Origin of the sequence: Mesorhizobium sp. M0590 (assembly GCF_040320905.1) — a bacterium.
In the GTDB taxonomy this organism is placed as follows: domain Bacteria; phylum Pseudomonadota; class Alphaproteobacteria; order Rhizobiales; family Rhizobiaceae; genus Mesorhizobium.
Map to the genome: position 1 here is coordinate 162798 of NZ_JAMYQN010000001.1, position 26339 is coordinate 189136.

The following is a 26339-nucleotide window of genomic DNA, read 5'->3' on the forward strand; positions in this document are numbered from 1 at the left end:
TAATAGTTGCTGAGGTCGTACCTTTGCCGACCTTCCAGGCAAGTACTTGGCCTGAATACGTCAGACTACAGCCTAAGACGACTGCCCCTAACAGACGGATTAGAAATCGCACCTGTCGCTCCCATGGACGATCCCGCAGGGATGACATATCCCATTAGCGGCAGCTAAACAAATCAAAACCGGCTGAGCAGTAAAGAGTTCGTTCCTCCACGTCTGGTCCTCGCAATGTTCGCAAGCGACGCCTCCGCGGCACCTCAGCGTCCTGCGTGACAGGGTATCGGCTCCTTGTTTTGTCGGCACGTATCGCTCGCGCCGCCATTGCGATCGAGGAACCCAGTGCAAATCCGCGTACGGCATACGCATGAGCTTCGGAGCCTCACGCCAGTGCAGGGATGGCCAATCTAAGGCATCTGTCTTGAACGGCTACGACAACATCGGCGAGTCCAGGCGACAACGCCAGCAACCGATCGATTGTCGCGCGACCGGCTGCTCCTCCCATTGTCTTTGGTTGGTAGTCGAGGCGCGGATCTCTGTTTTGAGCGTAAACTGGATAAATATCTAAACGGATCTGCTTCGCACCAAAGTGGAAGCAAGGCAGAATGGACTCCCCTTTGCTGTTTCCGGACCCAAATGCAAAATTGCCGACACTGTATAATATCGGCCGACCATTATAAATCTCGATCGGCTGAAGGATGTGGGGATGATGGCCGATGACTGCGTCCGCACCCAGGTCGATAAATAGCCGTGCTTTCATGCGGTCTTGCTCGGTAGGTTGGCGCTGGTATGGCAAACCCCAATGTACCATCACGGCGATCCGATCGACCAGTGGACGAAGTTGGGCCAGATCACGCTCGACGAATTCGGGCACATCTTGTGCGGAGCCTGGAAGTTCGCCACGAGCCGCTGTTCGACGGTTCCAGTAATATCCGAGAAGTCCGATGCGGATATCTGCGCCATCAAAAATCGCCGGGTGGTAAGCAGAGCTCTGGTTCCTACCACCACCGTACGGTTGGATATACTGTCGCTCTAACGTGGCTAGCGTCTCAACCACGCCACCCCGACCGCAGTCTTGAATGTGGTTATTCGCGACAGTCATGGCAGCGAAGCCTGCACGACGTAAGACAGAGGCTGACTTGGGGTCCACTTTGTATGAGTAGTTCCGAGTGGTACCTGCTTTCTCAGAGATGGTGGAGAACGGCCCCTCAAGGTTTCCCGTTATCAAAGCGCAGCGTCTAAAGATCGGCCTGACCCAGGCGAAGGCATAGTCTGGGCCAAACCTGCGGATACGATGACGCATCCGCATCCCGGTCATCACATCTCCGACCGCCGCCAAATGGTACGGAGCGCTGGCGGACGAAGAGAGGAACTGTTCAAGTTGGTCCGGGTCGATGAGATCGATGTCATCCGGAATTATGACCTCTGAAAACTTCTCGCGAATTTTTACAACATGGCGCCGGACTTCTTCCGATTCACCGAGGCGGTAAAGGGGTGGCTGAACGGAGGGTGCCAACAATGTCTCAACCGCTGAAGAACTAAAGCCGATCCCACGCTTCTCAAAAACGCTTCGGATCAGTGTTTCGTAACGGCTGCTGAATCTCATTCGGTCTGCATGAAGCAAACACGAGGCAAAGCTCTTCGGAAGTGACCTGAGGGCGCGCGTTCGAATTCCGGAAGGAGCATACGGGCTATCAGAAAGTCGTCCCAGCGCCAAAAGGGCAGCTACAACTAACGAAATGCAAGTAAGTTCGTCTCCCGGAAAAGCCTTGTGTAGGTCCCACATTGTCGCCGCTATGACTTGCGCGACCAGCGCCTCCGGCGGTGGCATCTCGGCGTCGTCCATACGCGAATCATTGGCAAGAGTATCCGATGGTACGAACTCGGCATCATGACGGAGGTGCCAACACCATACGTAGGGAGTCGACAGCATCGCGGCCGCAAAGTATGCGCTCAAGGCGTACTCAAGGGGACCAGGCTTACTGAAACTGGCGCGCGGTGCATGCAGCCTGTCAGCTTGGATGTCAGCGGTATGGCGCACCACGTGAAACCCGAATGCCTGATATATGAAACTGGCATTGTGCGAGGGGTCGCACAGATAAGCACCGCCTGAAATTCGTGGAAGCCACCCTTCCGCTGTGACTGCACGCCCCGGGCCGAACAGCAATTCCCCACAGAGGGGGATCGAAAAATCATCGAGATTTTCGATTCTTGCTGGATATCGGTATTTGGTCCCTTTGACCGGCACCAACCGAAGCAGATCCCCGTTAACTCCCCCTTGTTTCGGCTGGTGCGCATTAACGATCGCTCTGACCTTCGGCAACGGGCCCTCGCCGAGTGAACGCAGCACTTCGTTCACTCGATGAGCTATCAAGGAGACGTGGTAGTAGACGTTGACCTGGCCGAAGCGTGCCGCGGCCTCACAACCTTCCTGTTCACCAAGAATTCCGCCGCCGAAAGGCTTGAAAACATAGTTACCTTGCTTGTCGGGCAGTGCTTCGCCCATCTCACCCGTGGGCCAGTGAACATCCGTGGCTGGATGACCGATTACGTCCACGTACCGCCCACGCAGCCCTTGCCTCCCCGTGTTTTGGCAAAGATAAGGCAGTTCGACCTCGGTTGAATGCACCCGGCCGCCAGTAAAATCTGAATCGCAACGCTCCCAGACGTAAACAGATCCAGTCGCCATCTTTTTCTCCAAAGCTACTGCTTCTTCTGCGAACGCTGAGACGCAAGAATTCACAAGTCTTGCGCTCCGCAATCCTGCGAACCTTTCGCCGACGGGTGCTGAAATTGATCGAAAGGACATGCCGTCGGTTGCCCTGAGGCCAACTCTCTACAGGGCGTGGAGATTGTCCTTCAACATGCTCTGAGGCCGCATTTTCGCTCCATGGTGGGAAGCTGGATCCGAGTCTGCAGCCCAGCTTCCGGCAGCGTTTTGGCCTCAATTCGCCTGCCCCTGATGGGGGCTACACAAATCAATCTCCTGACGAGGCACATCTATCCGATGCTTGCGACCGGCTTTTTCTTCTCTCCGCTTATTCGAACTGCCTTACTGAGGCCGCCTGCTGAACCGTTATTCTCACCCGATCCAGCGAGCTCTTGCCGAGCACTCTCCAATGCCTTCGCCGCAGATCCCTCCTTAATCACCTTAAGTTCTTCCGCGACCATATTTGATTTTATGAGACGCCACTTGTCGAGGGAGGCGGCGCGCACGAAGCCGTAAGCCGATGGCATACGGACCATCAGCCAGCCTAGCTTCAACAATTCCTCCGTGAAGCCTCTCACGAACGCCGCCCCGCCGACACGCCGTCCAGTCAGGCGCCTGAATGTCTTGTACGACATTCTTGCACGGGTTCGCGGCTGTCCCGCTTTGTTTGTGGTGCGTTTCAAAGTCAAAGCAACGAGTGTCGCCGCATCACTTAGCGAAACACTCGGTGTTGCAGTCGGCGAAACAGTGTTCATAACCTTACTCTCCTTAGCTTGAGCAGAATCGATAAACTCATCACTGCTATCGAACGTCGTTCGTCTCGGGCCGAACTGAAGGAAACGGGGCCACTTCATCGAACCAGCCATCCTTTTTTGCCAAATACGACATTGCCATTGCGTGCATGGCAGACCTTATTTGCTGTGGCCGCGACTGAGACATAGATGCGAGGGGTTCCGCGGCTAGCTCACCAGATCTCGACAAAAGCGCCATTTTGGCACCCGATCCGTCAGTGCTCCATCTCAAAGTTAGAACCAAACCACCACTCTGTAGGTGCCGACGAAGGTCGGTATCAGTATCAGGCTCGGAACTGACCAATATTAGTCGTGTGGTCGGCAAGGTCGACAGCGCACGGCGGGGCCATTCATCTTCGCTGTTGACAATGAAATAGCCCTGGTTTCCGCACTGCAACACTCGCTGAGCGAGATCTTCGAGAACTGTACCATTGTCTGCATCCGTTCGAGTCATCGAGACCGCACGGCAAGCACCCAGACAAAGACCGCTCGCCCAAAGTCTGTCCGGAGAGGCTGCATAAACCAGGGCTTCCAGGAACGGGTCTCTGGCCAGCATTTGCGGGGTTGTCCGCCGCCCAAATTCCTGGGGTACAGTGTTGATGTAAGCGCCTCTTTTCGACAAGAGACCAACTCTTCGCCCTTCCGCCTGGAACCGATGATCGATTGCTGTCGCCACCGCACCAGTGTGTCGATCGCCGATGACGAGTACGGTGGCAATTTCCGAAGAGCCCGGCTCATTGTACATATTGGCCAGGATTATCTCACTCACATCTCTCGAGGTCCCCGCTCGCGGCCAAAGATGAAACTCGATCCCCGGCCGTGCATTTACCTCGATGACAGTACACCCGACCTCTTTGTATGATCTTGCAATATCGGGCATGATGAGATCTATCCCGGCAATGTTAAGGCCGATGACTCTCACGATGCGCTCGCACAGTTGCCTGTTATCTGGATGAACGGAGTTTGTAACATCGACCGGGACGCCTCCACGGGCGAGGTGGCCGGTAGGTCGGAGAACCAAAGGCTGCCCGGAAATTGGGACGGACTCCAGCGTAAGACGACGCAAGGCTAGGTGCCGTAGCAGCTCATCGTCAATCTCTACAGGAGAAAGACGTCTCCCGTCTCTGTCGGGTTCTCGGTTCAAATCATGAATCAGGTCAACTATCGTTTTTTCACCGTCGCCAACGACTTGGGGGGGGCAACACATGACCGCCGCCACGAGATGATAGTCAACGACTGTCGCTCGAAATTCCGGGCCGGCGATGAACTGCTCAACCAGGACGCCAAACCGCTCTGACTGAGTGACGTCGTGCGCTATATCGAATGCAGCCTCAACTGCACGGCGTCCCCGCAGTTTAACCGAGACTCCCCGCCCCTGATTTCCCTGAACCGGTTTGACCACGACGGTCTTACCCAGCTGTTTGGCGGCAGCGACGGCCTCAGGTTTGGTGCGAACGGTAATCTGACGGGGTACTGGAATCCCCGCTTGCGCCAAAAGTCTGTTGCCCAGCCTTTTGTCCAAGGCCACCTTCGCCGACGCAAACGATGTAGAACCCGATATCGTCGAGAACAGCTGCTTCTGGTGCTTGCCTTGGCCAAGGCGAAGGTGGTTACGGGCAATGAATTCGAACGGGATGTGATTTCTCTTAGCTGCAGCTACAAGCACAGCGGTCGAATTTGAAAGACGTCGCCTCTTCGCCCTTTCCAGGTTTAGCTCCCGAGTCTGAGCGTATTTCGCTGCCCCGTCCTCGCCTCGCGCCGCCTCACCAATCGCGTCAACGACAGCCGAAGCAGCCGCGCGCGACATCTGCGGGTCATCCGACTCCCAAACGATTGCAAGATGGCTTTCGGACGGATCGCCTATTAGCGACGCCGTCGGCGAAAACGAATAGAAATTCATCGCGCGGCGAAGCTCAAGATCAGCGGACAGGATTGCGTCGGCAATGTAGCGAGGGACCAAAGCGTTTTGTGCACAACCGGGAAACATTTCGGACAGCGCTGAGCGAGCCAGCGCAGTAAAATCGGAGATGCAAGAAACCGCTAGCCGCCCGATATTCAGGGTTAATTTGACCACCGTGTTCGTGCTATGCACGTTAAGTCCCGATAGCACCTTAAAACTGACAATCTCAATTTGTCCCAACTCTTCAGATAGGCTGACCATAACCCCACTTTTGACCCCGGATGTTCACGCTCCGCCTGCTTTTCGACCGTCTCCCACAATACAGACTTCCTGACCACGCTTCCGCTGCAGCCACTTCAAATGCATCTCGAAACGGGCACCGCATCGATGGGCATGAGCGGCTTCGGCAAGACCCGATGTGAAGGGGCGAAGATGTGGCGCATTCCACCACATTTAAGCACGCTTTATCTCTGATCCCCCACGTTCAGTCGGCCTAAACGCTACGGCCGCAGCATCCGGAAGTCGCGTTCTTATTCTCTTGAAAGACCAGTGGATTTCCCGCCGGCCTGATCCGGACAATGCAACTGGATGGTATGTGGCCTCGCGGGGAGATGTCGTCATGCATTCGAATGGCAGAGATCCAGACATTATAGTGTTAATAGCCGTTAAAAGTCGTTAGCTTGGGTATGTATTTTAGGCATCTAATGCTATTTAGCTAATCATATTTATCTAATCATATTGGTTATTGGATAATCGATTGCAAACGGAGAGGAGTATAGAAAAGGGCTTAATCTTATACATAGAAAAGAAAAGACTTCTAAATGCCATCCAAATGTAAGTTGGGGGGTTCATGTCCGTTTCAAGAATTAAGCGCGGGCGCCTGAAGAGAGCTAAACGAGCATTCGCCACCCGCCGGGTCGCCGCATCTCACATGCGCACACTCGTCACCGGACCTATACAGCCCGTCGCTGGCGATCTTGTTTTGGCGCGCGTTGATGAACTCGGCAATCACAGCAGACTGGAGCTCATCTGCGGGCGAAAGGCGATCATGTTTCGCGGAGATGAGATAATCCTCTGTTATGGAAACAGGTACGCTCCTGACCAGTTCGAGGCGGTAATAGGCCCCGATCTGGGGCCGTGCGACTTGGTAGCGGGGGGCGGCATCGCGGCATGTGAGCTTTCCAGGCATGCTCGCATGCTGGCGCCAACCAAGATCACCCCGCTCGGCCTGATTGGCGACAAGTTCGGCCGCCGGCTAAACGTGTGGGATTACAAGGTCAGCTCAGACGATTTACCCCCTTCCCTGCCGATTGTTCTGTCGCTTGGGACGTCAATGAACGCCGGCAAGACATTGACGGCAACGTCATTGGTCCGAGGATTCAAAAAAGCGGGACTGAAGGTCGCGGCACTGAAAATTACAGGAACTGGCTCGGGTGGCGACACCTGGATTGTGCGGGATGCCGGAGCCGACATCGTTCTTGATTTCACAGATGCCGGATTTGCAACGACGTATTTAGCCCCGCTAGAGTTGATTGAGAAGGGTGCTTTCCGCCTACTGAACCATGCCGCTGAAAATGGATGTGACGTCGCTGTTATTGAGATTGCCGATGGGCTGCAGCAGAAGGAAACTTCCGAGCTAATTCTGGCTGAATCTTTTCGGAGCATGGCTCTTGGCGCGATTTTCGCTTCCTATGACGCGATGGGAGCAAAGTATGGAGTTGATACCCTCCGCGCTGCTGGCCACAAGGTACTTGCAATTAGTGGCAGGATCGGCCGATCGCCGCTCGGTGTGAGGGAGGCTGAAGAAGCCACTGGCCTGCATGTCTATTCCCCATGGGAGCTCCAGGATGGGGCACTCAGCCCCGTTCTAAAGGCTCGCGCTTCTGAAAAACTGGCTAACGGACAGGGCAATAATCCATATCTACGGCGTATTGCTGATTCCCCAAATCCAATGACGGCACTCGACCAAGGTCGAGCCTACTCTTCCCAGCTGCGAATTGATTTTTTAGGGAAGCTCGCGCACGAACTGATTCTGGCAGAGTTGGGAGAAACACCTGGCCCCGGAAGGCCTGCCAGTGACAGCAGGGCGACATGGCCGAGTCCCTTTGGGAGCGTCTCGGTCACCTTGCCCGAGTTGCTATCGCAAAGCTCGAACCCCGCATTTATGTCGATCCAGGCGCCCGCTGAGTTGATAGAAGCGGCAGTTTTGGCAAAAACCCGTGGAGCCCTCAAGTCATCTCTGGGCAGCCTGGTCCAAGCCCTCGGGTGCCCTCCCCTGTCCGCCACCCAAATGTACAACCTCGTGAGCGGAGCTTGGTCGATGTTCGAGGCAGTTGATCACGATGAACGCCTTTGGGCAGCAAATCGGCTTCAGCCAAATGTTCTTGCGGGACCTGCTTTGAGCCCTCATGACGATTTGGAGGGGATGATCATGAATTTCTCGGGAATTTTCAACGAGGACCCCGACCAGCATGCCCCGCTTGGACGGGCGTGAAAGACGGTGTCCTTGCTGAGAACACGAGGTAGGCGGCGGTACAGCGCCCCCCTCAGCGAAATGTGGCGAAGGTCGATACCTGGCCTTGCTGCGGTTGTGGGTTTTGGTGTCTGTATCAATGCGCTCCGATTTGCTGGGCCGCTTTATTTTATACAAATATTCGACCGGGTCATTTCCAGCCGCAGCGTGGAAACCCTCGTTATTCTGACCTTGGCCGCCTTGCTCGCTCTGGTAACCGGCGTCGTGCTGGAAGCCATTCGTCGTCGTATGCTTTCCCGCTGGAGCGTTTGGATCGAGCACCACTTGACCAGCCAGTCCGTGAAAGCCGGATTGACGGCAGGCGTCCCCAATCCGCCGCTTCTGACCAGCATCGAGAAAGTCTCCAGCTTTGTTGAGCGAGGGCTAGCTGCTTGGCTGGACGTGGTCTGGGCTCCCGTTTTCCTGTTATGTGTATACTTGATCCATCCTGTTCTCGGCCTGATCGCGTTGGCAGGCATGGCTGTGCTGACAGGTATGAGCCTGCTCAAAGAAAAGATCACACAAGAGCCCCGCCAAGCTGAACGTGAAGCTGCCAAGCAGGCGAAAGAGGTATTGATTTCAGCGGAAAGGCACAAAGACGTAGTCGGCGCCTTCGCAATGGCCGACGCGATCGCCGGTCGCTGGGGTAGGAACAGAGTAGATGGCTTTTTGCAGCGGGAGCGGCTTAATGCCAGAGGATCGAGCCTTGATGCAGCGATCCGGGCGCTGAACCGTTGCGTTTACATAGTTCTATTGGCATCGGGCATCTGGCTGTTCCTGAACGATTCGGCGTCCCTCGGAGGCGTATTTGCAGCCCGGCTCATTGCCAGATTTGCTTACAGAATGGTGGAAAAGGCAGTTCGGGAGCTCAGAAGCCTCAGGGAAGCGCGGGAGGGATACTCTCAGATCAAGGCGGAGCTTGCCAAACCGTTGGACGTAGAGCCGTCTCTGCTTCCTGGAACGCCGCAAGGCTCGTTAGTTCTCGATCAAGTTACATTCAGGCATGCTGGATCGCGAGCAGACGTATTTAGGAAACTGTCGCTTTCTCTGGCTCCTGGGGAATTGCTGCTGGTCATAGGACGTGCAGCCACCGGCAAGACGACGCTTTCTCGTCTTCTCATTGGTTTGCTCAAGCCCCGCACCGGTCAGATCCGCTTGGGAGACATGGACATAACCAGGCTTCCGGATAATGTTAGAGTTCGAGGCATCGGCTATTTACCTCAGCACGTTGAACTTTTTGACGGAACCGTCGCGGAAAATATTGCACGTTTTCAACAAAGTTCTATCGATGACGTGGTTTCCGCAGCAAAAATAGCCGGAATACACGAAGTTATCATTCGTCTGGGCCAGGGTTATGACACTTTGCTTAACGACTCGGTCGGCCTGTCCGGGAGTGAACGGAAGCGAGTAGCCCTTGCCCGCGCGCTCTTTCGTGCGCCGAGACTTATTGTCTTGGACGAGCCATTCGCCAATTTGGACGCTGCCTCGAAGAAGACCCTCGAGTCGGCGGTTAGGCTTATGAAGGATGCGGGAAGCTCGGTAATTGTCACCATATCCGGACAGACCAACCGTCTTGCCGGATTAGTTGATAGGTCGCTGATCCTAGGAAGTCGATCGCCCGAGCTCACCGGAGGTTCCGTTCGTCCCGTTGCTTTCGGGAAAACTGAATTGCGGAGCGTTAAGTGATAGCTTCGCTCGCCCTTGGCACCAAACACCCCGGTACCCAGCGAGCCGAAGATCCGCCGCCGTTTGGTAGGCGTTTAGTGATCTCTGGTTTCGCGATTGTCGCTGCCTTCTCGACCCTGACCGGCATGTGGCTTGTCGCGGCACCTATCCAGGGTGCGGTCTTGGCCACCGGGGTGGTGAATGTCGCGTCAAACGTAAAGACAGTTCAGCACCTCGAAGGCGGCATCATATCAGAGATATTGGCTCAAGAAGGAGATCGCGTGTCGCCAGGCCAGGTGTTGATACGATTGCAAAACACCGCTTCGGCGGCCGCTGCAAATGAAATCAAGGCGCAGTGGTACGAGGCGAAGGCTACGGAAGCGCGCTTGGTCGCGGAAAGAGATGGAAAGGACTCGATCGAAATTCCGCCTGAATTGAAAGCGTCCGGCAAATTGGCAGCGGATGCTGTTTCCGGGCAGGAGAGTGTCTTTCGGACACGTCAAAACCTCTTCAGAGAGCAGCTCTCCCTGCTGCAGCAAGCAACCGGAAGCATGGCGAAGGAGATAGAGGGTTTTGAAGGGCAAGTGGTAGCGGCTACCCGGAAGCTCGAGCTGATCGAGGAGCAATTAGGTGATGTGCGCAGCCTGTACGAAAGGAAGTTGGTAGTCAGGACGCGCCTTGTAGATTTGGAAAGAGAAAAGGCGGACGTGGGAGGTGCCCTAAGCGGGTATGTAGCGTCGATCGGCGCGACCCAGCAAAAGATGGAGGAGACGAAATTCAAGATTGCCGAACTTAGCGCCTCGACGACGGCCGATATCGTCGAGACACTAGGAGAAACCCGCGCCAAAATATACGAATACGAGCAGCGAATGGCCGCTGCTGATGACGTGGCGACGCGTACCGAGATACGTGCTCCTATCGGAGGCACCATAGTGGGACTTAAGGTCCACACGAACGGAGGGGTCGTAACGGCGGGAGAGCCGCTGATGGACATCGTCCCTCAGGAGGATAGCTTCGTTGTTGTGGCAAACGTTGACCCCCTCGACGTCGATCAGGTGAAAGTGGGGCTGCACGCGACGGTGTGGCTTAGCGCTGTGAACAGACGTTACCAGCAACCGATGAGCGGTGACGTTCGCACTCTTTCAGCTGACCGGCTAATTGACCCTCGGACCGGTCAGGCTTTTTATTCAGTCCGAATTGTTCTGAGGCCGGAGTCTTTGAAGCCTGGAGCATTGCAAGCTGGAATGGGCACACAGGTCATGATCGAAACTGGAGCGAGATCAGCATGGGAGTATCTCAGCGCGCCGGTCTATGCCGCTATGGGACGTGCTCTTCGTGAATAAAGAGAACGAGCAATAGACAAAGACTTTTACGCTCCAGTTCAAGTATAATTGGGGCGAGTATCGAGTATTATGTCTTCTTCCAGATTCGCGGCCACCAGTCGACGCGTCGCCGCCGCTCGGCCCTGTCGACGCCGCGCATGCGCAGGCCGAACTCGACATTCTCGCGCACGGTGAGGAATGGAAACAGCGCCAAGCTCTGCCAGGCCATCGGCGTATCCCGCTGCCAGGTGACGGCTTTCGTCGATCAGCACGGCCATTGAACACCAAGTGCCTGGATCGCTGCCATTCGAATGCACGACGACATCGCTCCCGACAGCCACATATCATCCAACTGAAACGCAATTTGTATTTTATTTCTTTGATTAAGGTCATCTCAATAAGGGTGGAAACCATGGCCAGCAACGCCAAACTCGCTGAATCAGCTCGCGAAACGCCAAAGCTTAACATGAAACCGATCGAGGAGATTGACAGCAAGCAAATCTCCACGGCAATCCGACAAAATCGGCCGTTTGTTGTTCGAGGCTGGGTTGCAGCCTCCGACGGTTGGGGATTGGATGACCCCAAATGGGCGCGGCATACCGGGCAGGTTACGGTGGTTCCAGGGGACGAGACCACGGTTTCCACTGCATCCTATGTCTTACGCAAGAGCGGGATGACACACGAGATGACCTTCCGTGAGTTGTTCGAGCGGATCCTAGGCCAGGGGGAATGGCAACCACTGATCGATGCAAACGAGCGCTACTACATGTTTGGTGGGAAAGTCCCGAGCAGTCTTCTCGAGGCATTGCCTTGGCCAAGCGACCTGGAGTTCGTTGGCTCGTCTCCTTATGTTGCTTCCGAAGGGGTTACCGCCAAGGCGCATTATGATCATTGGTACGCATTCCTGGTGCAGCTACACGGGACAAAAGCCGTAAAAATGTTCCCCCCTTGGGATTATAGTTTCATCTATCCGCAGCATGAAAAGACGGCCGACAAGCCCAGGCGGGCGCTTGTGGATTTGAATAATCCCGATTTTGACCAGTTCCCGTTGTTGAATCAACTGCATGGAGAGATTGCCGTACTGAATGCAGGTGACGTTTTGTATATGCCGGTCGATTGGTGGCATGAGGTTGAAACCGAGGGATTCTCTGTCAGCATCAACCGGCGTTTGAGACGGAGTGCGCTGGACTGGGCCGGCGCTCTGCTTGTATTCGGCTATCAGGTCCTGCAAGGCGCATACCGTTACGGCATCGAACCGATCCCCACCGACGAAATTAAGACTCTGGCCCAGCATGCCTATGTTGAGTGGAAGAGCGACACCGGCAAAACGGAATACGATCAATGGTGCGCATTCCTGGCGCAGTTGGGGCGGGACCAAGCAAAGGCGTTGTGGATCCCCGAAGATCTCGGAGTCCTCATGGCGCGGTGGTTTCAGACCGAGCAAGACCTAACGAAGGCCGAGTTTGAGGCGCTCTCGCATCCCGCGGTTGGACTACCTGTTCGGCAGTGACCTGCATCCCGGATTTCTGACCATTCTGAGCTGGAATTTTCCACTGAGTTGAAGTTTTCGGAGGTGCAGATCGCCTTCATCCTGCGACAAGCTGAGGAGGGGACGGCGGTTACGCGATGGTTTGGCTGAGCGCTGTGAGCAGACGTTACCAGCAAGCGATGAGCGGCGACATGCGCACTCTTTCAGCTGACCAACTGATTGATCCTCGGACCGGTCAAACTTTCTATTCAGTTCGAATTGTTCTGAGACCGGAGTCTTTGAAAGCAGCGCCTGTAGCATTGCAAGCTGGGATGGGCACGCAGGTCATGATCGAACCTGGAGCGAGGTCTGCATGGGAGTATCTCAGCGCTCCTGTCTGCGCCGCTATGGGTCGCGCCCTTCGTGAATAACGAGAACGAGCAATAAAAAAAGAATTGGGAGCTCAAGTTAAAGTATAATTTTGGCGAATATAATGTCTTATTCCAGAATTCGCGGGACCAGAAGAGAGCTAAACGTGAATTCTCTACCCGCCGGGTCGCGGCATTTCACATGCGCACACGTGTCACCGGACCCATACAGCCCGTCTCTGGCGATCTTGTTTTGGCGCGCGGAAACACCGCTTACGATTTTCTTTGCTATTGTGCTTCATATGGCGCGCCGACAAGCGGACTCTGCTCACCGGCAGCAACGCAGCTTGAATTGGCAGCTCGACGAGTGTGGGGAAAGGCGGTAGCGCTCTACCGACTCGACCCCCCGAACACATTTGATGCCGCTAATCCTTGCCGCTCATCAGCTCAGAAAGTAGGCGCCTGCTGGGAAGGACGGGCCAGGCGCGAAGCCTCGTTTGATTCCCTCGCGACCGCCCAGCTTCGAGCATCCGACGTGAGATTGCTTCCTGTTGCTGTCGCAGGTGATCGCTTCAGCAGCTTGTTGCGCGTGATGTAGCCTGCGTTAACCCCCGGGATCGAGTGGTTCATCAGAAGATGGACGTCCAACTCCGCAACGCCTGCAGCCTGGGCGATTGTCCGGAAAGTCTGCCGCAGGTCGTTCCCCCATTTCGACAGATCGCTGCGTTTCTCTTGTGCTCAATGACGTGACCGCGTTCGCTCTCTGCTGGGAATAGCCAGTCACGCGATTGCTCGGGGTAGAGAGTCCTACCGATGCGCATCACTCGAACCAGGCAGCGGACGCAGACCAGGACCATGGAGTGCAGTCACCTGGCCAATGTTTCGGCTTGAGAAGCAGGGACGGAAGCCGCACCGAGCTTCGTATAAGCCGAAGGAACGCCGCGTTGACTAGCCGATAACCCACTAAAACCGTGGATTTATTGAAACGCACGAGCATATTACGGGTCGGGCGCGCAGTGGTTGAAAATGCCTGCGTCGCGCTATGTTATTTGCATGCTGCGCCGTTTCTTTCTCTGTCGTTCGTGGCGCTGGCATGCTCTGATCCCTCAAAAAGGGTGTGTCATTAGTTTTCAGTTTTTGAGACGGCGGTGGGCCTATCGTTTGTCCGCTTGCCGAACAGGGAGGAAGACAATGGACGGAGAATCGCATTCCAAATCAAGGCGAAGCTTTCTGAAGTCGAGCGGACTTGTCGCCGGGCTGACGGCGACGGCGGTTACCGCTCCCTGGGTTCGAAGGGCAGGAGCCGCTGACACAATCATCTGGAAAATTCAAACCTCGTGGCCGGCTGGCGTCGGACTTGAAACTTTCCAGAGCTGGTGTGGGGCCATCAAGGAAAAGACCGGAGGCCAACTCGAATTTCAGCCGTTCAAGGCAAAGGACATCGTTGGTGACTTCGAACTCCTCGACGGGGTGAAGAACGGCGTTCTGGAAGCGATGAACTCGTTTTCACTTTACTGGGCCGGTAAGCTTCCCGCTGCGGCGTTCCTCTCCTCTTACACGATGGGGCTACGCTATCCGCACGAATGGGACATCTTTTTCTATTCGAAAGGTGGTCTGCAGGCCGCGCGCGACCTTTATGCGAAACAAGGTCTTTACTACGTCAACCGCATTCATCACGGCCCGAACATCATCCACTCAAAGACACCGATCCGCTCGATCGAGGATTTCAGAGACCTGAAGCTGCGCGTACCTGGCGGCATGATCGCCGAGACATTCGCAAAAGCCGGCGCCAAGACGACGCTGCTGCCGGGCGGCGAGGTGTTCTCCGCGCTGGAGAAAGGCACGATCGATGCAGCCGATTACACTGGGCCGGGGGTAAACTGGGCGCTCGGGTTCCAGCAGGTGACCAAGTACATTTCCATGGGCCCAGCCGGTCTGATGTCCGTATACCAGCCCGTCGACCTGATGGACTTTGCCGTCAACATGAATGTCTGGAACCAACTCCCGGACAACCTCAAGAAGTTCGTGGAAGACGAAATCCAAGTCTATTCCAATGTCCATTTCGGGGCCATCCAGAAGGCCGACATGGAGGCCTGGCAGAAATTCCTGGATGCCGGCATTGAAATCAATCGGCTTGGACCGGAGGACCTCCAGAAGTTCCAGGAAATCGCGGTGCCAATCTGGTTCGAGTGGGCCAACAAGGATAAGGACGCGGCGCGCATCTTCAAACTGCAGCTTGAGGTGATGGAGAACCCGACCGTCGGTTACGTGACCCCGGACATGTATCAGGGATTGTCGATCAACCTCTGAGGCTCTCCGCGCCCGTCCTGTCCGGGCGGGCGCACTCTCCTGCAAGAGGCAGTCGCCGATGCCCTCACTCACATTTGTGCTGCCGCACTGGCTATACTGGTCAAGCCTCGTGCTTTTCCCGCTCGTTGCGGTCTTCCTTGTCCATCGCGAGCGGGCACAGCGCGATGCCGGCCGTCCAAATCTCTTTCTTGCTTACCTGTTCCTGGTCACTGCAGGCTTCCTCGGCATGCACCGGTTTTATCTGAAGAGCAGGTGGGGATTCATTTTTATCCCGCTGTTCATTGCAGTGCTTTGGACGAGCGCCCAGGTACGCGACGGACGTGAGGCAGTGTCGCTCGCGCGATCCCAGAGCGAACACGCCGAAAGGCTGTTGCCGCGTGCCAAGGCAGATGTAGCAGCCAGCAAAGAAGGCGCTGCCGATCGCCTGGCGAAAGCTGAGGCAGACGCCACGGTGGCGCGCGATAATCTGAGCGCCGCCGCCCATGGGCTCGAGCGCGCCAACAGCATTGGCCGAATTGCCGGACTTCTGCTTGGTCTCGCTCTCGCAGGCGACGCCCTTCTAATACCCGGTCTTGTGCGGCGCACCCGCACCCGTAAGATCGCGCGCGCCGCGGCCGACCATCCGCTCGTAGTCGATGTGCCAGCCACGCCCGTCAAGCAACCGCTCGCGTTGTTCCAGCCGGTCGACTGGCTGGTACGCGTGACGGGCGAGTTCGTCGCGTATTGGTCGGTTCTCGCAGTGGTGGCGTACTACTACGAAGTGGTGGCCCGTTTTGTTTTCAACTCACCGACCAACTGGGTGCATGAAAGCATGTTTCTTATGTTCGGCATCCAGTACATGCTGGCAGGCGCCTATGCCTACCGTGACGAAACGCATGTCAGGGTAGACATCGTCTACAGCCATCTCTCCGAACGCGGTCGTGCTGTCTGCGACATCATCACCTCGGCCTTCTTCTTCTTGTTCACCGGCACCATGCTGGTCACAGGATGGCGATTTGCGAGCGATGCCACGGCGGTTGGCGAACGCTCATTCACCGAATGGGGCATCCAATACTGGCCGGTAAAGCTCGCGATCCCAATCGGGGCAGCGCTCCTGTTGCTTCAGGGCCTATCCCGGCTGATGCGAGACATCGCCACTGCATTTGGAAGGATCGGCTGAGCGATGGGCCTCGAGCTTCCGATCCTGTGGCTCAGCATATTGATGTTCGGGGGTCTGGGCGTACTTTTGCTGCTCGGATTACCGATGGCCTTTTGCACCGGCAGCCTTGCCGTGCTTTTCCTCTTTCTGTTCGGCAATTCGGCCATGCTGAACATGCTGCCGTCTCGGGTCTTCCCGTTCATGACGGATTATCAGCTCTCGGCGGTGCCGCTTTTCATCTTCATGGCCGCGATTCTCGAGAAGGCGGGCATCATCGAGGAGCTGTTCGATGTCGTCTACAAATGGCTGGGCGGACTCAAAGGCGGGCTCGCATCGGCCACGGTGATCTCCTGCACTCTGCTGGCCGCGATGGTCGGTGTCGTCGGGGCGACGGAAGTGACGATGGGCATGATCGCGCTCCCGGCCATGCTGCGCCGCAACTACGACGCCAAGCTCGCCTGCGGCTCGCTTCTTGCTGGCGGGACCCTTGGCATTCTCATACCCCCTTCCGTCATGGCGATCGTCTATGCCGTCGTGGCGCAGCAGTCGCTGGGCGAGCTTTTGATCGGGTCGGTATTTCCCGGGCTGCTGCTGTCCGGGATGTATGTCGCCTACGTGACGGCGCGCTGTTACATCGACCCCAAACTCGGCCCGGCGTTGCCGCCGAACGAGCGCATTGACTTCGCCCAAAAACTCAAGCTTTTGCGCCGGACGTTCATGCCGATACTGCTGATCCTGCTTGTGCTCGGGGTCATCTTCATGGGCATTGCCACGCCGGTCGAAGCCGCCGGCATCGGTACGTTCGGGGCTTTCATCGTCTGCGCCGCACATCGGCGCCTGACCTGGGACACGATCCGGGAGGCCTGTGTCGCGACGCTCAAGGCCACGGCGATGGTCATGTGGATATTCTTCGGCGCCACCATGTTCGTCGGTTTCTTCATCCTGAAAGGTGGGCAGAACTTCGTAGCCGAATCGATACTCGGAACAGGCTTGGCGCCTTACGGCGTTCTTGTTCTGATGATGATCATTCTGTTCGTCCTGGGCATGTTTCTGGACTGGGTGGGCATTCTCCTTCTCACCGTACCGATATTTCTGCCCATCCTAAAGACACTCGAATTCGGCGGCACGTTTGGGCTAGCCGGTGTGGCTCCTGAAGACGTGCCACTGTGGTATGGTGTCATTTTCATGGTCAACATGCAGATGGCGTTCCTTAGCCCGCCTTTCGGCTATTCGCTGTTCTATCTGAAGAGCGTTGCGCCGCCGGAGATCTCGATGGCGACGATCTTTCGATCCGCAGTCCCCTTCTTGTGCCTGCAGGCGATCGGAGTGGGACTGTGCATCGTGTTCCCCTCAATCGTCGTCTGGCTCCCGAAGGTCATGTACGGAGGCAATTGACCACATTTGCGGCTTGCCGACACCGAGGATCAGTCGAATTTGATAGCTTTTCGCTTGAACGGCGTCACCTTTTTGCCTTCCTTTGCGCGTCGTCATGAGATCGCTTCTTGAAACAATCCTGGCTGCGAGTGCGGGTGTATCCCACTCGACCAGTCTTGGTTATCTCGCCTACGCCGCCCCGGGAATGCCGCGCCATCTGTCCTTGCCGAGATGGCCAAGGAACCCGCCGCCGATCAGATCGTTTCGCGATAGATCAACCGGACGAGGAGAGACATGCTCGAAATTCTGCATGCTCACAATCGCGGGACACCGAACACGCGCCGGTTCGGGGCTTGGCGCGATGCTGCGTGACGTCGATTATGTCCTGCAAAAACTCGACTGGATGCGCGGCGAAGGCATCTGGCCCAACGGCTTGCGATATCTGTGGACCGATGCATTCGGGGTCGTGCTCTACGTCTCGCTTTATGCGGAAACTGGCGAAGAGCGCTGGCTGGGCGAAGCCGAGCGGCTGGTGGCCGATGTCGAGCGTGTGCTCGGCCGCCGGCGCGGACTGAGGATCGGCGAAGCGGCGGATCGCGACGGCCAGTATTTCCACTATCTGGCGATGTGGCTGTTCCCCTTGGCGCGTCTCGGCGATCTGAAGCCGGAATACCGCAAGCGCGGCATTACGCTGGCGCGGGACATTCACCCGGCGTTTGTGGTCCCCGGCCGCGGCGTGATCTGGAAGATGCAGGAGGATTTGAGCGGTCCTTACCCCGGCTACGGCCTCGGCAGCATGGATGCCTATGACGGCTACGTCTCTTACCGAATGCTCGACGACGAGCAACTGGCGCCCGAGATCGCGCAGATGCGTGACCTGATGGAGCGCGATTGGCGCAGCCTCGACATCGACCAGGACCTCGGCCTCGGCATGATGCTGTGGCTCGCCCATTTCTTTCCCGACGAGCCGTGGGCCGAGGCCCAGACGAGGCGTTCGCTGCGAACCCTGGAAACGATGTGGGTCGACCCGCCCGGTTATTTCAGCCGCGCGCCATGGCTGCGCGATACCAAGTTCGCCTTCACCAATTACGGCGTTTCGCTCGGCCTGCAGGCCGCCGGTATCTGGCCGGGGCGTGTCGATAGGCTGAACGCCTTCTTCGAGGACTGGCGCTCCGGCGACGAATACGACCGCGAGGCGATCACCTGGGTGATGGCCTGCACCTCGCACCTTCCCGGTGCTTTTCTGACCCGGGGTGGCGAGAGAACGATTGAAAGCGACGAACCTGGGGAACGTTCCTCAGCCGGCGCGGTTGTCGATGAAAGTGCATCGAAAAGCAAAAGCAAGGAACGCGGTTGAAATGGCCACTCTCTTGGGAAAACCGGGGAGCTGTTGGGTGGCGACGGCCACCTCCACGAACTATCCCCAGCTCGAAGGTTTGGTCCGTGCGGACGCCGTTATCGTGGGGGCTGGAATCGTCGGGCTGACGACGGCGCTTCGCCTTTGCGAGACGGGCCGGTCGGTGATCGTCTTGGAAGGCTTGCGGACAGGTGGCCAGGTGACCGGCCGCTCGACGGCCAAGATCACCACGCAGCATGCGCTGATCTATCGTCATCTCATTGACAGCGTAGGCCGGGACCTGGCGCGGACCTATGCCGATGCGAACTCCGCCGGCGCCCATCAAATCCGGGATTGGGTTAACAACTACGCTATCGCCTGCGATCTCGAGAGCAAGGACGCCTATAGCTACACCTGCGATGAAAGCCGGCGCGCGGAGGTCGCGGCCGAGGCGAAGGCAGCGCGCCAGGTCGGGCTGGAGGCCGAGGTCCTCGAACGCGTACCGCTGCCTTTCGAAACGGCCGCGGCATTACGGTTCCCCGACCAGGCGCAGTTCAATCCGGCGATGTATCTGGTTGGCCTGGCGGAAGCGGTGACGGCCCGTGGCGGTCGGATCTTCGAAAACAGCCGCGCCACCTCGATCGACGAGGCAAGCCGCTGGCGCGTCGTCACCGATGGTGGCGCCGTTGATGCCGGGCACGTCGTCGTCGCCACCAACATGACGGTGAAGAGCCCCGTCGGCATGGCGAACCGGACGCAACCGCGCTGCCACACCGCCATGGCCTTTCGGATCGATGATCCCCTCCCTGTCGACGGCATGTTCATCGGCATCGACGACCCGACGCATTCCATCCGGACGGGCCGTGATGCCGAAGGTCCACTGCTGGTCACGCTCGGCCCCAAGTTCAACACCGGCTGGGACGGCGACGTGGCGAGGCGGTTTGTCGAACTGGAAAAATGGGCAAGAAAGAACCTTCCGGTCGGCGATGTCGCCTGGCGCTGGTGCAACGAGGATTCTGATACGGCCGACAGGATCCCATATGCCGGCGAACCCGATCCCGCCAAGGCCGCCGGCTTCCACATTGCCACGGGTTTCAACGCCTGGGGCATCACCAACGGGACGGCCGTGGGCACGATGATCGCCGACCTGATCTGCAGCCGCCCGAGCCCTTGGCAAAAACTCTACGATCCGGCGCGGCCCTATCCCGAGGACTTCCACAAGAACGGCCGCAGTCAATCGATAGTCTCGAGCACCCACGACATTGCGCCTGGCATGGGTGGCGTGATCGTCAGGGGAGACGAAAAGATTGCGGCGTGGAGAGACACCGAAGGCGCACTCCAGGCGGTTTCGGCGATTTGCACCCACAAGGGCTGCACCGTAACCTGGAACAATGCGGACCACACCTGGGATTGTCCCTGCCACGGCTCGATCTTCGCCGCCGACGGTTCGGTCATCCACGGCCCTGCCCGAAAACCGCTTGCCCAGATTACATTGTGAAGGCGGCGACCGACACGGCCCGCGTCACGCCGGCCGTTCGTAGGTTCCGACCAACTCCGTCTCCTCCAATGCGTGTTTCTGGGCTTGCTTCCAGACCTGATGCACGCCCGCCTGTCCTGGTACGCTGAGGCTCGGCACATCGAGCGCGGCCAGCAGGAAGTGGTAATGGTGGACGCCGTGCCCTGCAGGCGGCTGCGGACCATCGTAATAGGCATTGCCGAAATCGTTGGTGCCTTGCCTGAGTGCCGACGGGCCGGGCTTGCCGTCTTCGGCCTCGGCGAGTCCGCCGGCATCCGGCGGGATGTTGAACACCGCCCAGTGCCCGAAAATCCCGCTTGGTGCATCGGGATCCCGCACGACAAGAACAAGGCTCTTGGTACCATCCGGGACACCGGACCACTTCAGCGGCGGCGAGACGTTCTGGCCGTCACGCGCATATTTTTCGGGAAGTCTTCCGCCTGCCCGGAACGCCGGGCTGATAAGGGTGAGTGGCATTGCTATTTCCCCAAGGAGGTTGCGACCGAGAAGCCCGCGCCTGCGCCGTTCACGCCGCTTGCTGAGCTTCGGCGACTCGTCTTATCTCGCCTGGCAGGGATTCCCAGACCTTGTGCATCTGTCCTTCTCCGACGTGATGGGCGAGCACCTTGGACACGACCCTGAATGCATCCTTGGAATCGACCGGACGGGTAAATTCCAGCTCCGCCTTGAGCTTGGCCAGAAACTCGTCGAGCGACCGCATCTTCTCGGGAGCTTTGGAAGGCTGATATTGGTCATAGAAGGCGCCGCGCACCAGGATCGGCAGCTGCGAGCCGAGGTGGGCTGCAAGATCCGGCTGCATACGGTCGCGCAGGGCGTGCAGCACCGCTCCGAGAACGTGCCAGGCGACCTGCCGATCCGGTCCAATCTCGTCCATGATCTCGTCGAGCCAGATGTTCGTGGTCTGCAGTGTCTTGTCGAATACGTCGAGTCCGGTGGCGTTCATCGAAATCCTCCTTCCGTTCAAATCCGACTAGGTGATGTGACCAAACAGCCGTACCTGCCCGTTGTTCCCCGATGCGCATGTCCTGATGCGCATTTATTGTCGGAGGTCCCGTCATGAGGGAATTCGGGCCGGCTTTTTGCCGCTGTTTTTCGACCACCTTTCTTGGCCGGCACTCGGAACATCCTCATGGGTGGACGAGTTTTGTTTACCGTCGCCGATCACATGGCGACGAGTGATGCAGACACAAAAAAAAACAGGAGAAGAACCATGGCACATCACGATTTGGCGCCCCGGACGCCATCGCGCAGCCTCTACCCATCCGCGCGCGACCCGCTCACGTCATTCCACCGGCAGATTGACCGCCTGTTCGACGACTTCTTCGCGCCGATGGCCGAAGCGACTACGGCCGGCGATCTTTGGCCGAGCGTCGACGTACATGAAACAGACCAAGCCTATAAGGTCACCGCCGAATTGCCGGGGCTCGAGCAGAAGGACGTTGAGCTCAAGCTGCGCGACAACATCCTCTCCATTACGGGCGAGAAGCGTTCGGAGCACAAGGAAGGCGACGGCGGCCGCACTTACAGCGAACGCAGTTATGGCCGGTTTCAGCGGACCATCCCCCTGGAAGCGGAGATCGATGCCGACAAGGTGCAGGCCACTTTCAGGAACGGCGTTTTGGTTGTCGAGCTTCCGAAGAACCCCGCTGCAAAGGACAAGACACGCCGCATAGAAGTGAAAGCGCGATAGTTGCCAAACTGAAGGCTGCCTGAGCAGGCGGCGTTCAGCCCAGATGGAGAAGAACGGCGAGCACGGCGGCAACCGCCCAGGCGAGCGTCTAGCGCCGGGGATCGTCCGTCGCCTCGGAAACGCCTTCGAGAGCGATCTTGGCGGCTTCCTCATCGGTCCGCCCGAGGTCGGCCAGGGCAATGACGCCGACGAGGCGCTTGTCGTGATTGATCACCGGAAGACGACGCACCTGATGCTTGGCCATGATCTTCGCCGCATCGGTGATATCGGCGTCGTCGAAGCACCAATAGACATGCTCGGACATGACCTCGCGAACGGTCGTGTTGCCGGCTGAGCGCTCCTCGGCGACGCCGCGCATCACGATGTCGCGGTCCGTCACCATGCCGACCAGCCTGTCATTCTCGCCGACCGGAAGGGCGCCGAGATTGTCGGCCCGCATTTTCCGGGCGGCATCCCTGATTGTCGTGTCCGGGCCGACCAGTTCGGTCCGACGGCTCATGATCTCCTGAACTTGCATGGGATATTCCTTTCCCTGATTGCTGAGGCAACAAGCCGCCAAACGCGCCTGCTGCCACGCATCGCTAGATTGCCAGCTGGCCGGACGAGGCATGTACGGATCACTATCTTCGATCTTCCCGATCCGCGCTGAGCCGCGTGCCGGTGCCGGCACCTCGCGATCGAAACTATTCTTGGAACGTCCAGGCAGCGAGCGAGTTCCAAAATGGTACCGGTGCCGCAGCCATCCCACGGAATGTGGTCGCAGGCTGGTGAAAAAACATCCACCGGGAAAACAGATGCACGCGGATTGAAGGTCATGGCTATCATCTTTTCAGATCGCCGCGAGGCCGGGCGGCAACTCGCCGGGGAACTCGTTCGCTTTGCCGGCCGCGACGATGTGATCGTATTGGCGCTGCCCCGAGGCGGCGTGCCGGTCGGCTACGAGGTCGCGCAGGCACTCAAGGCACCGCTCGACGTCTTCGTCGTGCGCAAGCTCGGCGTCCCCGGTCACGAGGAATTGGCCATGGGGGCGATCGCGCCCTCAGGTGTACGTGTCCTGAACGACGAGATCGTCAACGGTCTCGCGATCCCGCCACATGTCATCGACGCGGTCGCTGCAAAGGAGGAAAAAGAGCTTCTGCGCCGCGAGCACCTCTATAGGGACGGGCGACCCCCACCGCAGTTGAATGGACGAACCATTATCCTCGTGGATGACGGGCTTGCGACCGGATCGACCATGCGGGCTGGGATCAAGGCGCTGCGAAAAAACCACGCCGCCCATATTGTCGCGGCCGTTCCCGTCGGTAGCCCCGACACTTGCGACGCGATGCGGGCGGACGCCGACGAGGTCGTTTGCGCGACGACACCAGAGCCGTTGCTGGGTGTCGGGCGCTGGTACGTGGATTTCTCGCAGACGAGCGATGAAGAGGTCCGCGCGCTCCTCGCCAGGTCCGTGCCCAAGCCTGCGGCTTCCCACAAGCCTGCCGCTTCCGAAGAGGAATTGGCTGGGCGCGCGAGCGCGGGTCCGGCGCCTGGCACCAGATCGACATAGCGGAGGTGGATATGGACCGAGATAGCGAGCACGTCGTGCATGTTCCCGCGGGGCTTGTCACGCTTGAGGGCAATCTTTCGTTGCCCTCGGATGCTCGCGGCCTTGTGCTCTTCGCCCACGGCAGCGGAAGCAGCCGCCACAGCCCGCGCAACCGCCACGTGGCCGAAAGGCTGAACGAGGCGAACCTCGCCACCTTCCTCATCGACCTGTTGACGGCCGAAGAGGAGCGGATCGACCAGGTCACGGCCGAGTTGCGCTTCAATATCGGACTGCTCGCCGACCGGCTGGTCGGCGTCACGGATTGGCTCGGCGCCTCGCCGGAAACGTCGGGGTTGCGTCTTGGCTATTTCGGCGCGAGCACGGGCGCCGGTGCCGCCCTGGTGGCGGCGGCCGAGCGGCCCGACCAGGCCGCGGCCGTAGTTTCGCGTGGTGGCCGGCCCGATCTTGCAGCGCACGCCCTGCCGCGCGTCCGGGCGCCGACCTTGCTCGTCGTCGGAGGCGCGGACACGCAAGTGATCGCACTCAACCGCTCGGCGCTGGCGGCGCTCCGCAGCGAGAAGGAGCTCGCCATCGTCCCTGGCGCGACACATCTGTTCGAGGAGCTTGGCGCCCTGGACGAAGTCGCGGGTCTGGCGAGCCGATGGTTCTTGCGCCATCTGGTTTCGGACAGATCGGCGTCAACGTCCTGACGGCTGGGGCTTGGATCACCAGTGCCGGGATCATTTGCGTCCTCAACGCGTTATGATCCTCATAAGACCGCGCGCAGCTGCAACCCGAATGGCTGTCGCAACCCGTATGTGGGAGAAAGACAATGCCAGACAAGAAAACCATCGAGAAGGCCCGAAAGGACAAGCGCGAGGGCAAATCGCCGAGCACACAGGCCGGCGAGTTCGTGCACGAGGAGATCGATAAAATCCGCCGCGGCGAGCACGGCGCGCGCTCGACCCAGCAGGCCATCGCCATCGGGCTTTCCGAGGCAAGACGCGCAGGCGTAGACCTGCCCCCGCCCAAAAAGGGCAAGGTGAAGGAGAGCACGCGCAAAAGCGCCGAATACGCCTATGAGGCCGGCCAGGGTGAACGCACGCCGAAACGCCGCCCGCGGGTCTCGAAAGCCGTCTCCAAGGTGCTCGAGCACGAGCCGAAGAGCACGGCGTCGCACGAGGCGCTGGCGCAGCAGGCCAAGCGTGCGGCCTCGCGCCGGACGGCTGAGGAGCGATCGGCCGCCGCCAAGAAGGCCGCCGAGACGAAAGGCGCCAGCGGAAGGAAGGCGGCGGCGCAGAAGGCCGCCAGAACGCGCGCACACCATGCATAGTTCAAAGACGGCAGTTCGCCTCCTGGAAATCCGATATGGCCCAAACGACCGGTATCGAGCTCTGCCCCGGCAGTGCGGGACAACGCCGCTGCCCAAGGCGAACCAGAGCCTGCATCTGCGGGACAACATCGACTTCGAAATCACCGCTGACGACACTGTGGCGCTGAACGAGCAATACTCGTCGCTCGCGATGCTGCCTGACGCGTGACACCGACCGGAGGTACTCGGCGGCAAGGGCAGCGGGAGACCGGTCAGGAAAGCGCAGCCTGTTTCTTGAGCATGATGCGTATCGCCCATAACGCGGAGAACTCTGATCATGGCCTCAGCTGCCAGCACAATGCCGCGAGCCACCACTCAGACGAGACATATCGCTTTGCTCGGCGCGCCCTCTAATCTTGGGCTGATGCCGCAGGAGGGTGAGCCGGAGCCCGGCGTGTGGAAGGCGCCGGAGGCACTTCAATCGCTTGGTCTCGCCGACCGTTTGGGCGCCGGTCCGTTGCGCTCGGTTCGGGCTCCGCTTTATCGGCCTGAGGTGGATCCTGCTACGGGCGTGCGCAATGCCCAGGCCCTGCGCCAGTATTCCAAGACGCTTGCCGAAGCGGTCGACGAGGAGCTGAACTCGGGAGGGTTCCTGCTCATGCTCGGCGGCGATTGCAGTGTGTTGCTTGGCCCTGCGCTCGCGCTACGGCGTCGTGGCCGCTACGGCCTTATCTTCTTCGATGGGCACACCGATTTCAAATTGCCGGATACCTCGCCGTCAAAGGGAGCCGCGGGCATGGATTTGGCCTTCGTGACCGGCCATGGCCCGACGCTCCTGACCGATTTCGGCGAGCACACTCCTTTGGTCCGTGAGGCCGACGTAGTCGCGTTTGGCTATCGCGATGTGCAGGACCCCGCGACTTACACGTCCAAGGCCGTCTTCGACACCGATGTTCACCGGATGGATTTGGCTGAAGTGCGGCGGCGCGGCTTCGCCGATGCGGCACGCATAGCGCTTGACGCGGTCGCAGGGCAGGACGTCGAGGGTGTATTCGTTCACTTCGATGTCGACGTGCTGGACAGCGAGATCATGTCGGCTGTCGATTCGCCGGAGGCCGGCGGTGTCTTGCCCGACGAAGCTGTCGAAGCCCTTCGCACATGGTGCAACGATCCACGCGTGATTGGGATGGAGGTGACGATCTATGATCCCGACCGCGATCCGGATCGTCGCTGCGGCAAGCTGCTGATCGACATTCTGGTCGCTTCCCTTCGCGGCCGGTAGACCAATGGGAGTCCTGCACTTGTGCACGAACGCAATCCGCCGGCACGAATGGCCGTCGGTCTGACGGATCGCCGCGCGCACCCATTCTGTGGTGCTACCTCA

General features: G+C 58.5%; 22 protein-coding genes. 15 read left to right on the forward strand and 7 right to left on the reverse strand.

What is annotated here, in order from left to right; genetic code table 11:
• Positions 1-376: 376 nt before the first annotated feature.
• The 3 genes from NKI52_RS00825 to NKI52_RS00835 form a co-directional block, all read right to left on the reverse strand.
• The gene (locus NKI52_RS00825) at positions 377-2695 is read right to left on the reverse strand and encodes a CapA family protein (protein WP_352696796.1); all 2319 of its coding nucleotides are present in this window, start codon (positions 2693-2695) and stop codon (positions 377-379) included.
• A gap of 299 nt (positions 2696-2994) precedes the next feature.
• Entirely contained in the window at positions 2995-3459 is a 465-nt protein-coding gene (locus NKI52_RS00830) for a hypothetical protein (protein WP_352696798.1), read from the reverse strand.
• A gap of 46 nt (positions 3460-3505) precedes the next feature.
• Positions 3506-5656, reverse strand: coding sequence for an ATP-grasp domain-containing protein (locus tag NKI52_RS00835; RefSeq protein WP_352696800.1), 2151 nt, complete (start codon positions 5654-5656; stop codon positions 3506-3508).
• A gap of 670 nt (positions 5657-6326) precedes the next feature.
• Here NKI52_RS00835 and NKI52_RS00840 point away from each other — a divergent pair.
• The 3 genes from NKI52_RS00840 (at position 6327) to NKI52_RS00850 (ending at position 10915) form a co-directional block, all read left to right on the forward strand.
• The gene (locus tag NKI52_RS00840) at positions 6327-7889 is read left to right on the forward strand and encodes a hypothetical protein (protein ID WP_352696802.1); all 1563 of its coding nucleotides are present in this window, start codon (positions 6327-6329) and stop codon (positions 7887-7889) included.
• Positions 7890-7985: 96 nt separating this feature from the next.
• Entirely contained in the window at positions 7986-9593 is a 1608-nt protein-coding gene (locus tag NKI52_RS00845) for an ATP-binding cassette domain-containing protein (protein WP_352621588.1), read from the forward strand.
• The gene (locus NKI52_RS00850; protein WP_352618839.1) at positions 9590-10915 is read left to right on the forward strand and encodes an HlyD family type I secretion periplasmic adaptor subunit; all 1326 of its coding nucleotides are present in this window, start codon (positions 9590-9592) and stop codon (positions 10913-10915) included. The genes NKI52_RS00845 and NKI52_RS00850 overlap by 4 nt, the downstream gene beginning before the upstream one ends.
• A 67-nt stretch (positions 10916-10982) precedes the next feature.
• Here the strand turns inward: NKI52_RS00850 and NKI52_RS00855 are convergent, their stop codons facing one another.
• The gene (locus tag NKI52_RS00855; RefSeq protein ID WP_352457634.1) at positions 10983-11123 is read right to left on the reverse strand and encodes a hypothetical protein; all 141 of its coding nucleotides are present in this window, start codon (positions 11121-11123) and stop codon (positions 10983-10985) included.
• A 183-nt stretch (positions 11124-11306) separates the two neighbouring features.
• Here NKI52_RS00855 and NKI52_RS00860 point away from each other — a divergent pair, with 183 nt between their 5' ends.
• The 7 genes from NKI52_RS00860 (at position 11307) to NKI52_RS00885 (ending at position 20386) form a co-directional block, all read left to right on the forward strand.
• On the forward strand, positions 11307-12404 hold the full coding sequence (locus NKI52_RS00860; protein WP_352696804.1) for a cupin-like domain-containing protein: 1098 nt from the start codon (positions 11307-11309) through the stop codon (positions 12402-12404).
• Between the two features lie 116 nt (positions 12405-12520).
• Positions 12521-12793: a beta-barrel domain-containing protein gene (locus NKI52_RS32710; protein WP_502897733.1), complete on the forward strand. Its 273-nt coding sequence runs from the start codon at positions 12521-12523 to the stop codon at positions 12791-12793.
• A gap of 990 nt (positions 12794-13783) precedes the next feature.
• Entirely contained in the window at positions 13784-15040 is a 1257-nt protein-coding gene (dctP, locus tag NKI52_RS00865) for a TRAP transporter substrate-binding protein DctP (RefSeq protein WP_352696806.1), read from the forward strand.
• A 109-nt stretch (positions 15041-15149) separates the two neighbouring features.
• Positions 15150-16199, forward strand: coding sequence for a TRAP transporter small permease subunit (locus NKI52_RS00870; RefSeq protein WP_352696808.1), 1050 nt, complete (start codon positions 15150-15152; stop codon positions 16197-16199).
• A gap of 3 nt (positions 16200-16202) precedes the next feature.
• On the forward strand, positions 16203-17573 hold the full coding sequence (locus tag NKI52_RS00875) for a TRAP transporter large permease (protein ID WP_023677869.1): 1371 nt from the start codon (positions 16203-16205) through the stop codon (positions 17571-17573).
• Positions 17574-17862: 289 nt separating this feature from the next.
• Positions 17863-18909: a hypothetical protein gene (locus NKI52_RS00880; protein WP_352696810.1), complete on the forward strand. Its 1047-nt coding sequence runs from the start codon at positions 17863-17865 to the stop codon at positions 18907-18909.
• A gap of 1 nt (position 18910) precedes the next feature.
• Positions 18911-20386, forward strand: coding sequence for an FAD-dependent oxidoreductase (locus NKI52_RS00885; RefSeq protein ID WP_352696812.1), 1476 nt, complete (start codon positions 18911-18913; stop codon positions 20384-20386).
• Between the two features lie 24 nt (positions 20387-20410).
• Here the strand turns inward: NKI52_RS00885 and NKI52_RS00890 are convergent, their stop codons facing one another.
• Positions 20411-20881 (reverse strand): YbhB/YbcL family Raf kinase inhibitor-like protein, encoded by a 471-nt coding sequence (locus tag NKI52_RS00890; protein WP_023677865.1) that lies wholly within the window; start codon positions 20879-20881, stop codon positions 20411-20413.
• Between the two features lie 49 nt (positions 20882-20930).
• The gene (locus tag NKI52_RS00895) at positions 20931-21368 is read right to left on the reverse strand and encodes a DUF2267 domain-containing protein (protein ID WP_352574866.1); all 438 of its coding nucleotides are present in this window, start codon (positions 21366-21368) and stop codon (positions 20931-20933) included.
• Positions 21369-21635: 267 nt separating this feature from the next.
• Between NKI52_RS00895 and NKI52_RS00900 the strand changes: the two genes are divergently transcribed.
• The gene (locus NKI52_RS00900) at positions 21636-22115 is read left to right on the forward strand and encodes an Hsp20/alpha crystallin family protein (protein ID WP_352574864.1); all 480 of its coding nucleotides are present in this window, start codon (positions 21636-21638) and stop codon (positions 22113-22115) included.
• 88 nt (positions 22116-22203) lie between these two features.
• Here NKI52_RS00900 and NKI52_RS00905 read toward each other — a convergent pair whose 3' ends face one another.
• On the reverse strand, positions 22204-22614 hold the full coding sequence (locus NKI52_RS00905) for a CBS domain-containing protein (RefSeq protein ID WP_352574862.1): 411 nt from the start codon (positions 22612-22614) through the stop codon (positions 22204-22206).
• A gap of 315 nt (positions 22615-22929) precedes the next feature.
• Between NKI52_RS00905 and NKI52_RS00910 the strand changes: the two genes are divergently transcribed.
• The 4 genes from NKI52_RS00910 to NKI52_RS00925 all read left to right on the forward strand — a co-directional run bounded on the left by NKI52_RS00910 (position 22930) and on the right by NKI52_RS00925 (position 26237).
• Positions 22930-23664 carry a phosphoribosyltransferase gene (locus NKI52_RS00910; protein WP_023677861.1) on the forward strand — a complete coding sequence of 245 codons (735 nt, stop codon included), beginning with the start codon at positions 22930-22932 and terminating at the stop codon, positions 23662-23664.
• Between the two features lie 11 nt (positions 23665-23675).
• Positions 23676-24353 carry a dienelactone hydrolase family protein gene (locus NKI52_RS00915; protein ID WP_352574858.1) on the forward strand — a complete coding sequence of 226 codons (678 nt, stop codon included), beginning with the start codon at positions 23676-23678 and terminating at the stop codon, positions 24351-24353.
• Positions 24354-24475: 122 nt separating this feature from the next.
• On the forward strand, positions 24476-24976 hold the full coding sequence (locus NKI52_RS00920; protein ID WP_023678569.1) for a DUF6496 domain-containing protein: 501 nt from the start codon (positions 24476-24478) through the stop codon (positions 24974-24976).
• A 373-nt stretch (positions 24977-25349) separates the two neighbouring features.
• A complete protein-coding gene (locus NKI52_RS00925; RefSeq protein WP_352570617.1) occupies positions 25350-26237 on the forward strand; it encodes an arginase family protein in 888 nt (295 codons plus the stop codon).
• Positions 26238-26339 lie beyond the last annotated feature (102 nt).

Coding starts and splice junctions, on each gene's coding strand:
- NKI52_RS00830 (WP_352696798.1), bottom strand. CDS start 3,459: ATGAACACTGTTTCGCCGACTGCAACACCGAGTGTTTCGCTAAGTGAT.
- NKI52_RS00920 (WP_023678569.1), top strand. CDS start 24,476: ATGCCAGACAAGAAAACCATCGAGAAGGCCCGAAAGGACAAGCGCGAG.
- dctP (WP_352696806.1), top strand. CDS start 13,784: ATGCTGCGCCGTTTCTTTCTCTGTCGTTCGTGGCGCTGGCATGCTCTG.
- NKI52_RS00910 (WP_023677861.1), top strand. CDS start 22,930: ATGGCTATCATCTTTTCAGATCGCCGCGAGGCCGGGCGGCAACTCGCC.
- NKI52_RS32710 (WP_502897733.1), top strand. CDS start 12,521: ATGGTTTGGCTGAGCGCTGTGAGCAGACGTTACCAGCAAGCGATGAGC.
- NKI52_RS00855 (WP_352457634.1), bottom strand. CDS start 11,123: ATGGCCTGGCAGAGCTTGGCGCTGTTTCCATTCCTCACCGTGCGCGAG.
- NKI52_RS00835 (WP_352696800.1), bottom strand. CDS start 5,656: ATGGTCAGCCTATCTGAAGAGTTGGGACAAATTGAGATTGTCAGTTTT.
- NKI52_RS00900 (WP_352574864.1), top strand. CDS start 21,636: ATGGCACATCACGATTTGGCGCCCCGGACGCCATCGCGCAGCCTCTAC.
- NKI52_RS00880 (WP_352696810.1), top strand. CDS start 17,863: ATGCTCACAATCGCGGGACACCGAACACGCGCCGGTTCGGGGCTTGGC.
- NKI52_RS00840 (WP_352696802.1), top strand. CDS start 6,327: ATGCGCACACTCGTCACCGGACCTATACAGCCCGTCGCTGGCGATCTT.
- NKI52_RS00885 (WP_352696812.1), top strand. CDS start 18,911: ATGGCCACTCTCTTGGGAAAACCGGGGAGCTGTTGGGTGGCGACGGCC.
- NKI52_RS00860 (WP_352696804.1), top strand. CDS start 11,307: ATGGCCAGCAACGCCAAACTCGCTGAATCAGCTCGCGAAACGCCAAAG.
- NKI52_RS00890 (WP_023677865.1), bottom strand. CDS start 20,881: ATGCCACTCACCCTTATCAGCCCGGCGTTCCGGGCAGGCGGAAGACTT.
- NKI52_RS00905 (WP_352574862.1), bottom strand. CDS start 22,614: ATGAGCCGTCGGACCGAACTGGTCGGCCCGGACACGACAATCAGGGAT.
- NKI52_RS00895 (WP_352574866.1), bottom strand. CDS start 21,368: ATGAACGCCACCGGACTCGACGTATTCGACAAGACACTGCAGACCACG.
- NKI52_RS00915 (WP_352574858.1), top strand. CDS start 23,676: ATGGACCGAGATAGCGAGCACGTCGTGCATGTTCCCGCGGGGCTTGTC.
- NKI52_RS00875 (WP_023677869.1), top strand. CDS start 16,203: ATGGGCCTCGAGCTTCCGATCCTGTGGCTCAGCATATTGATGTTCGGG.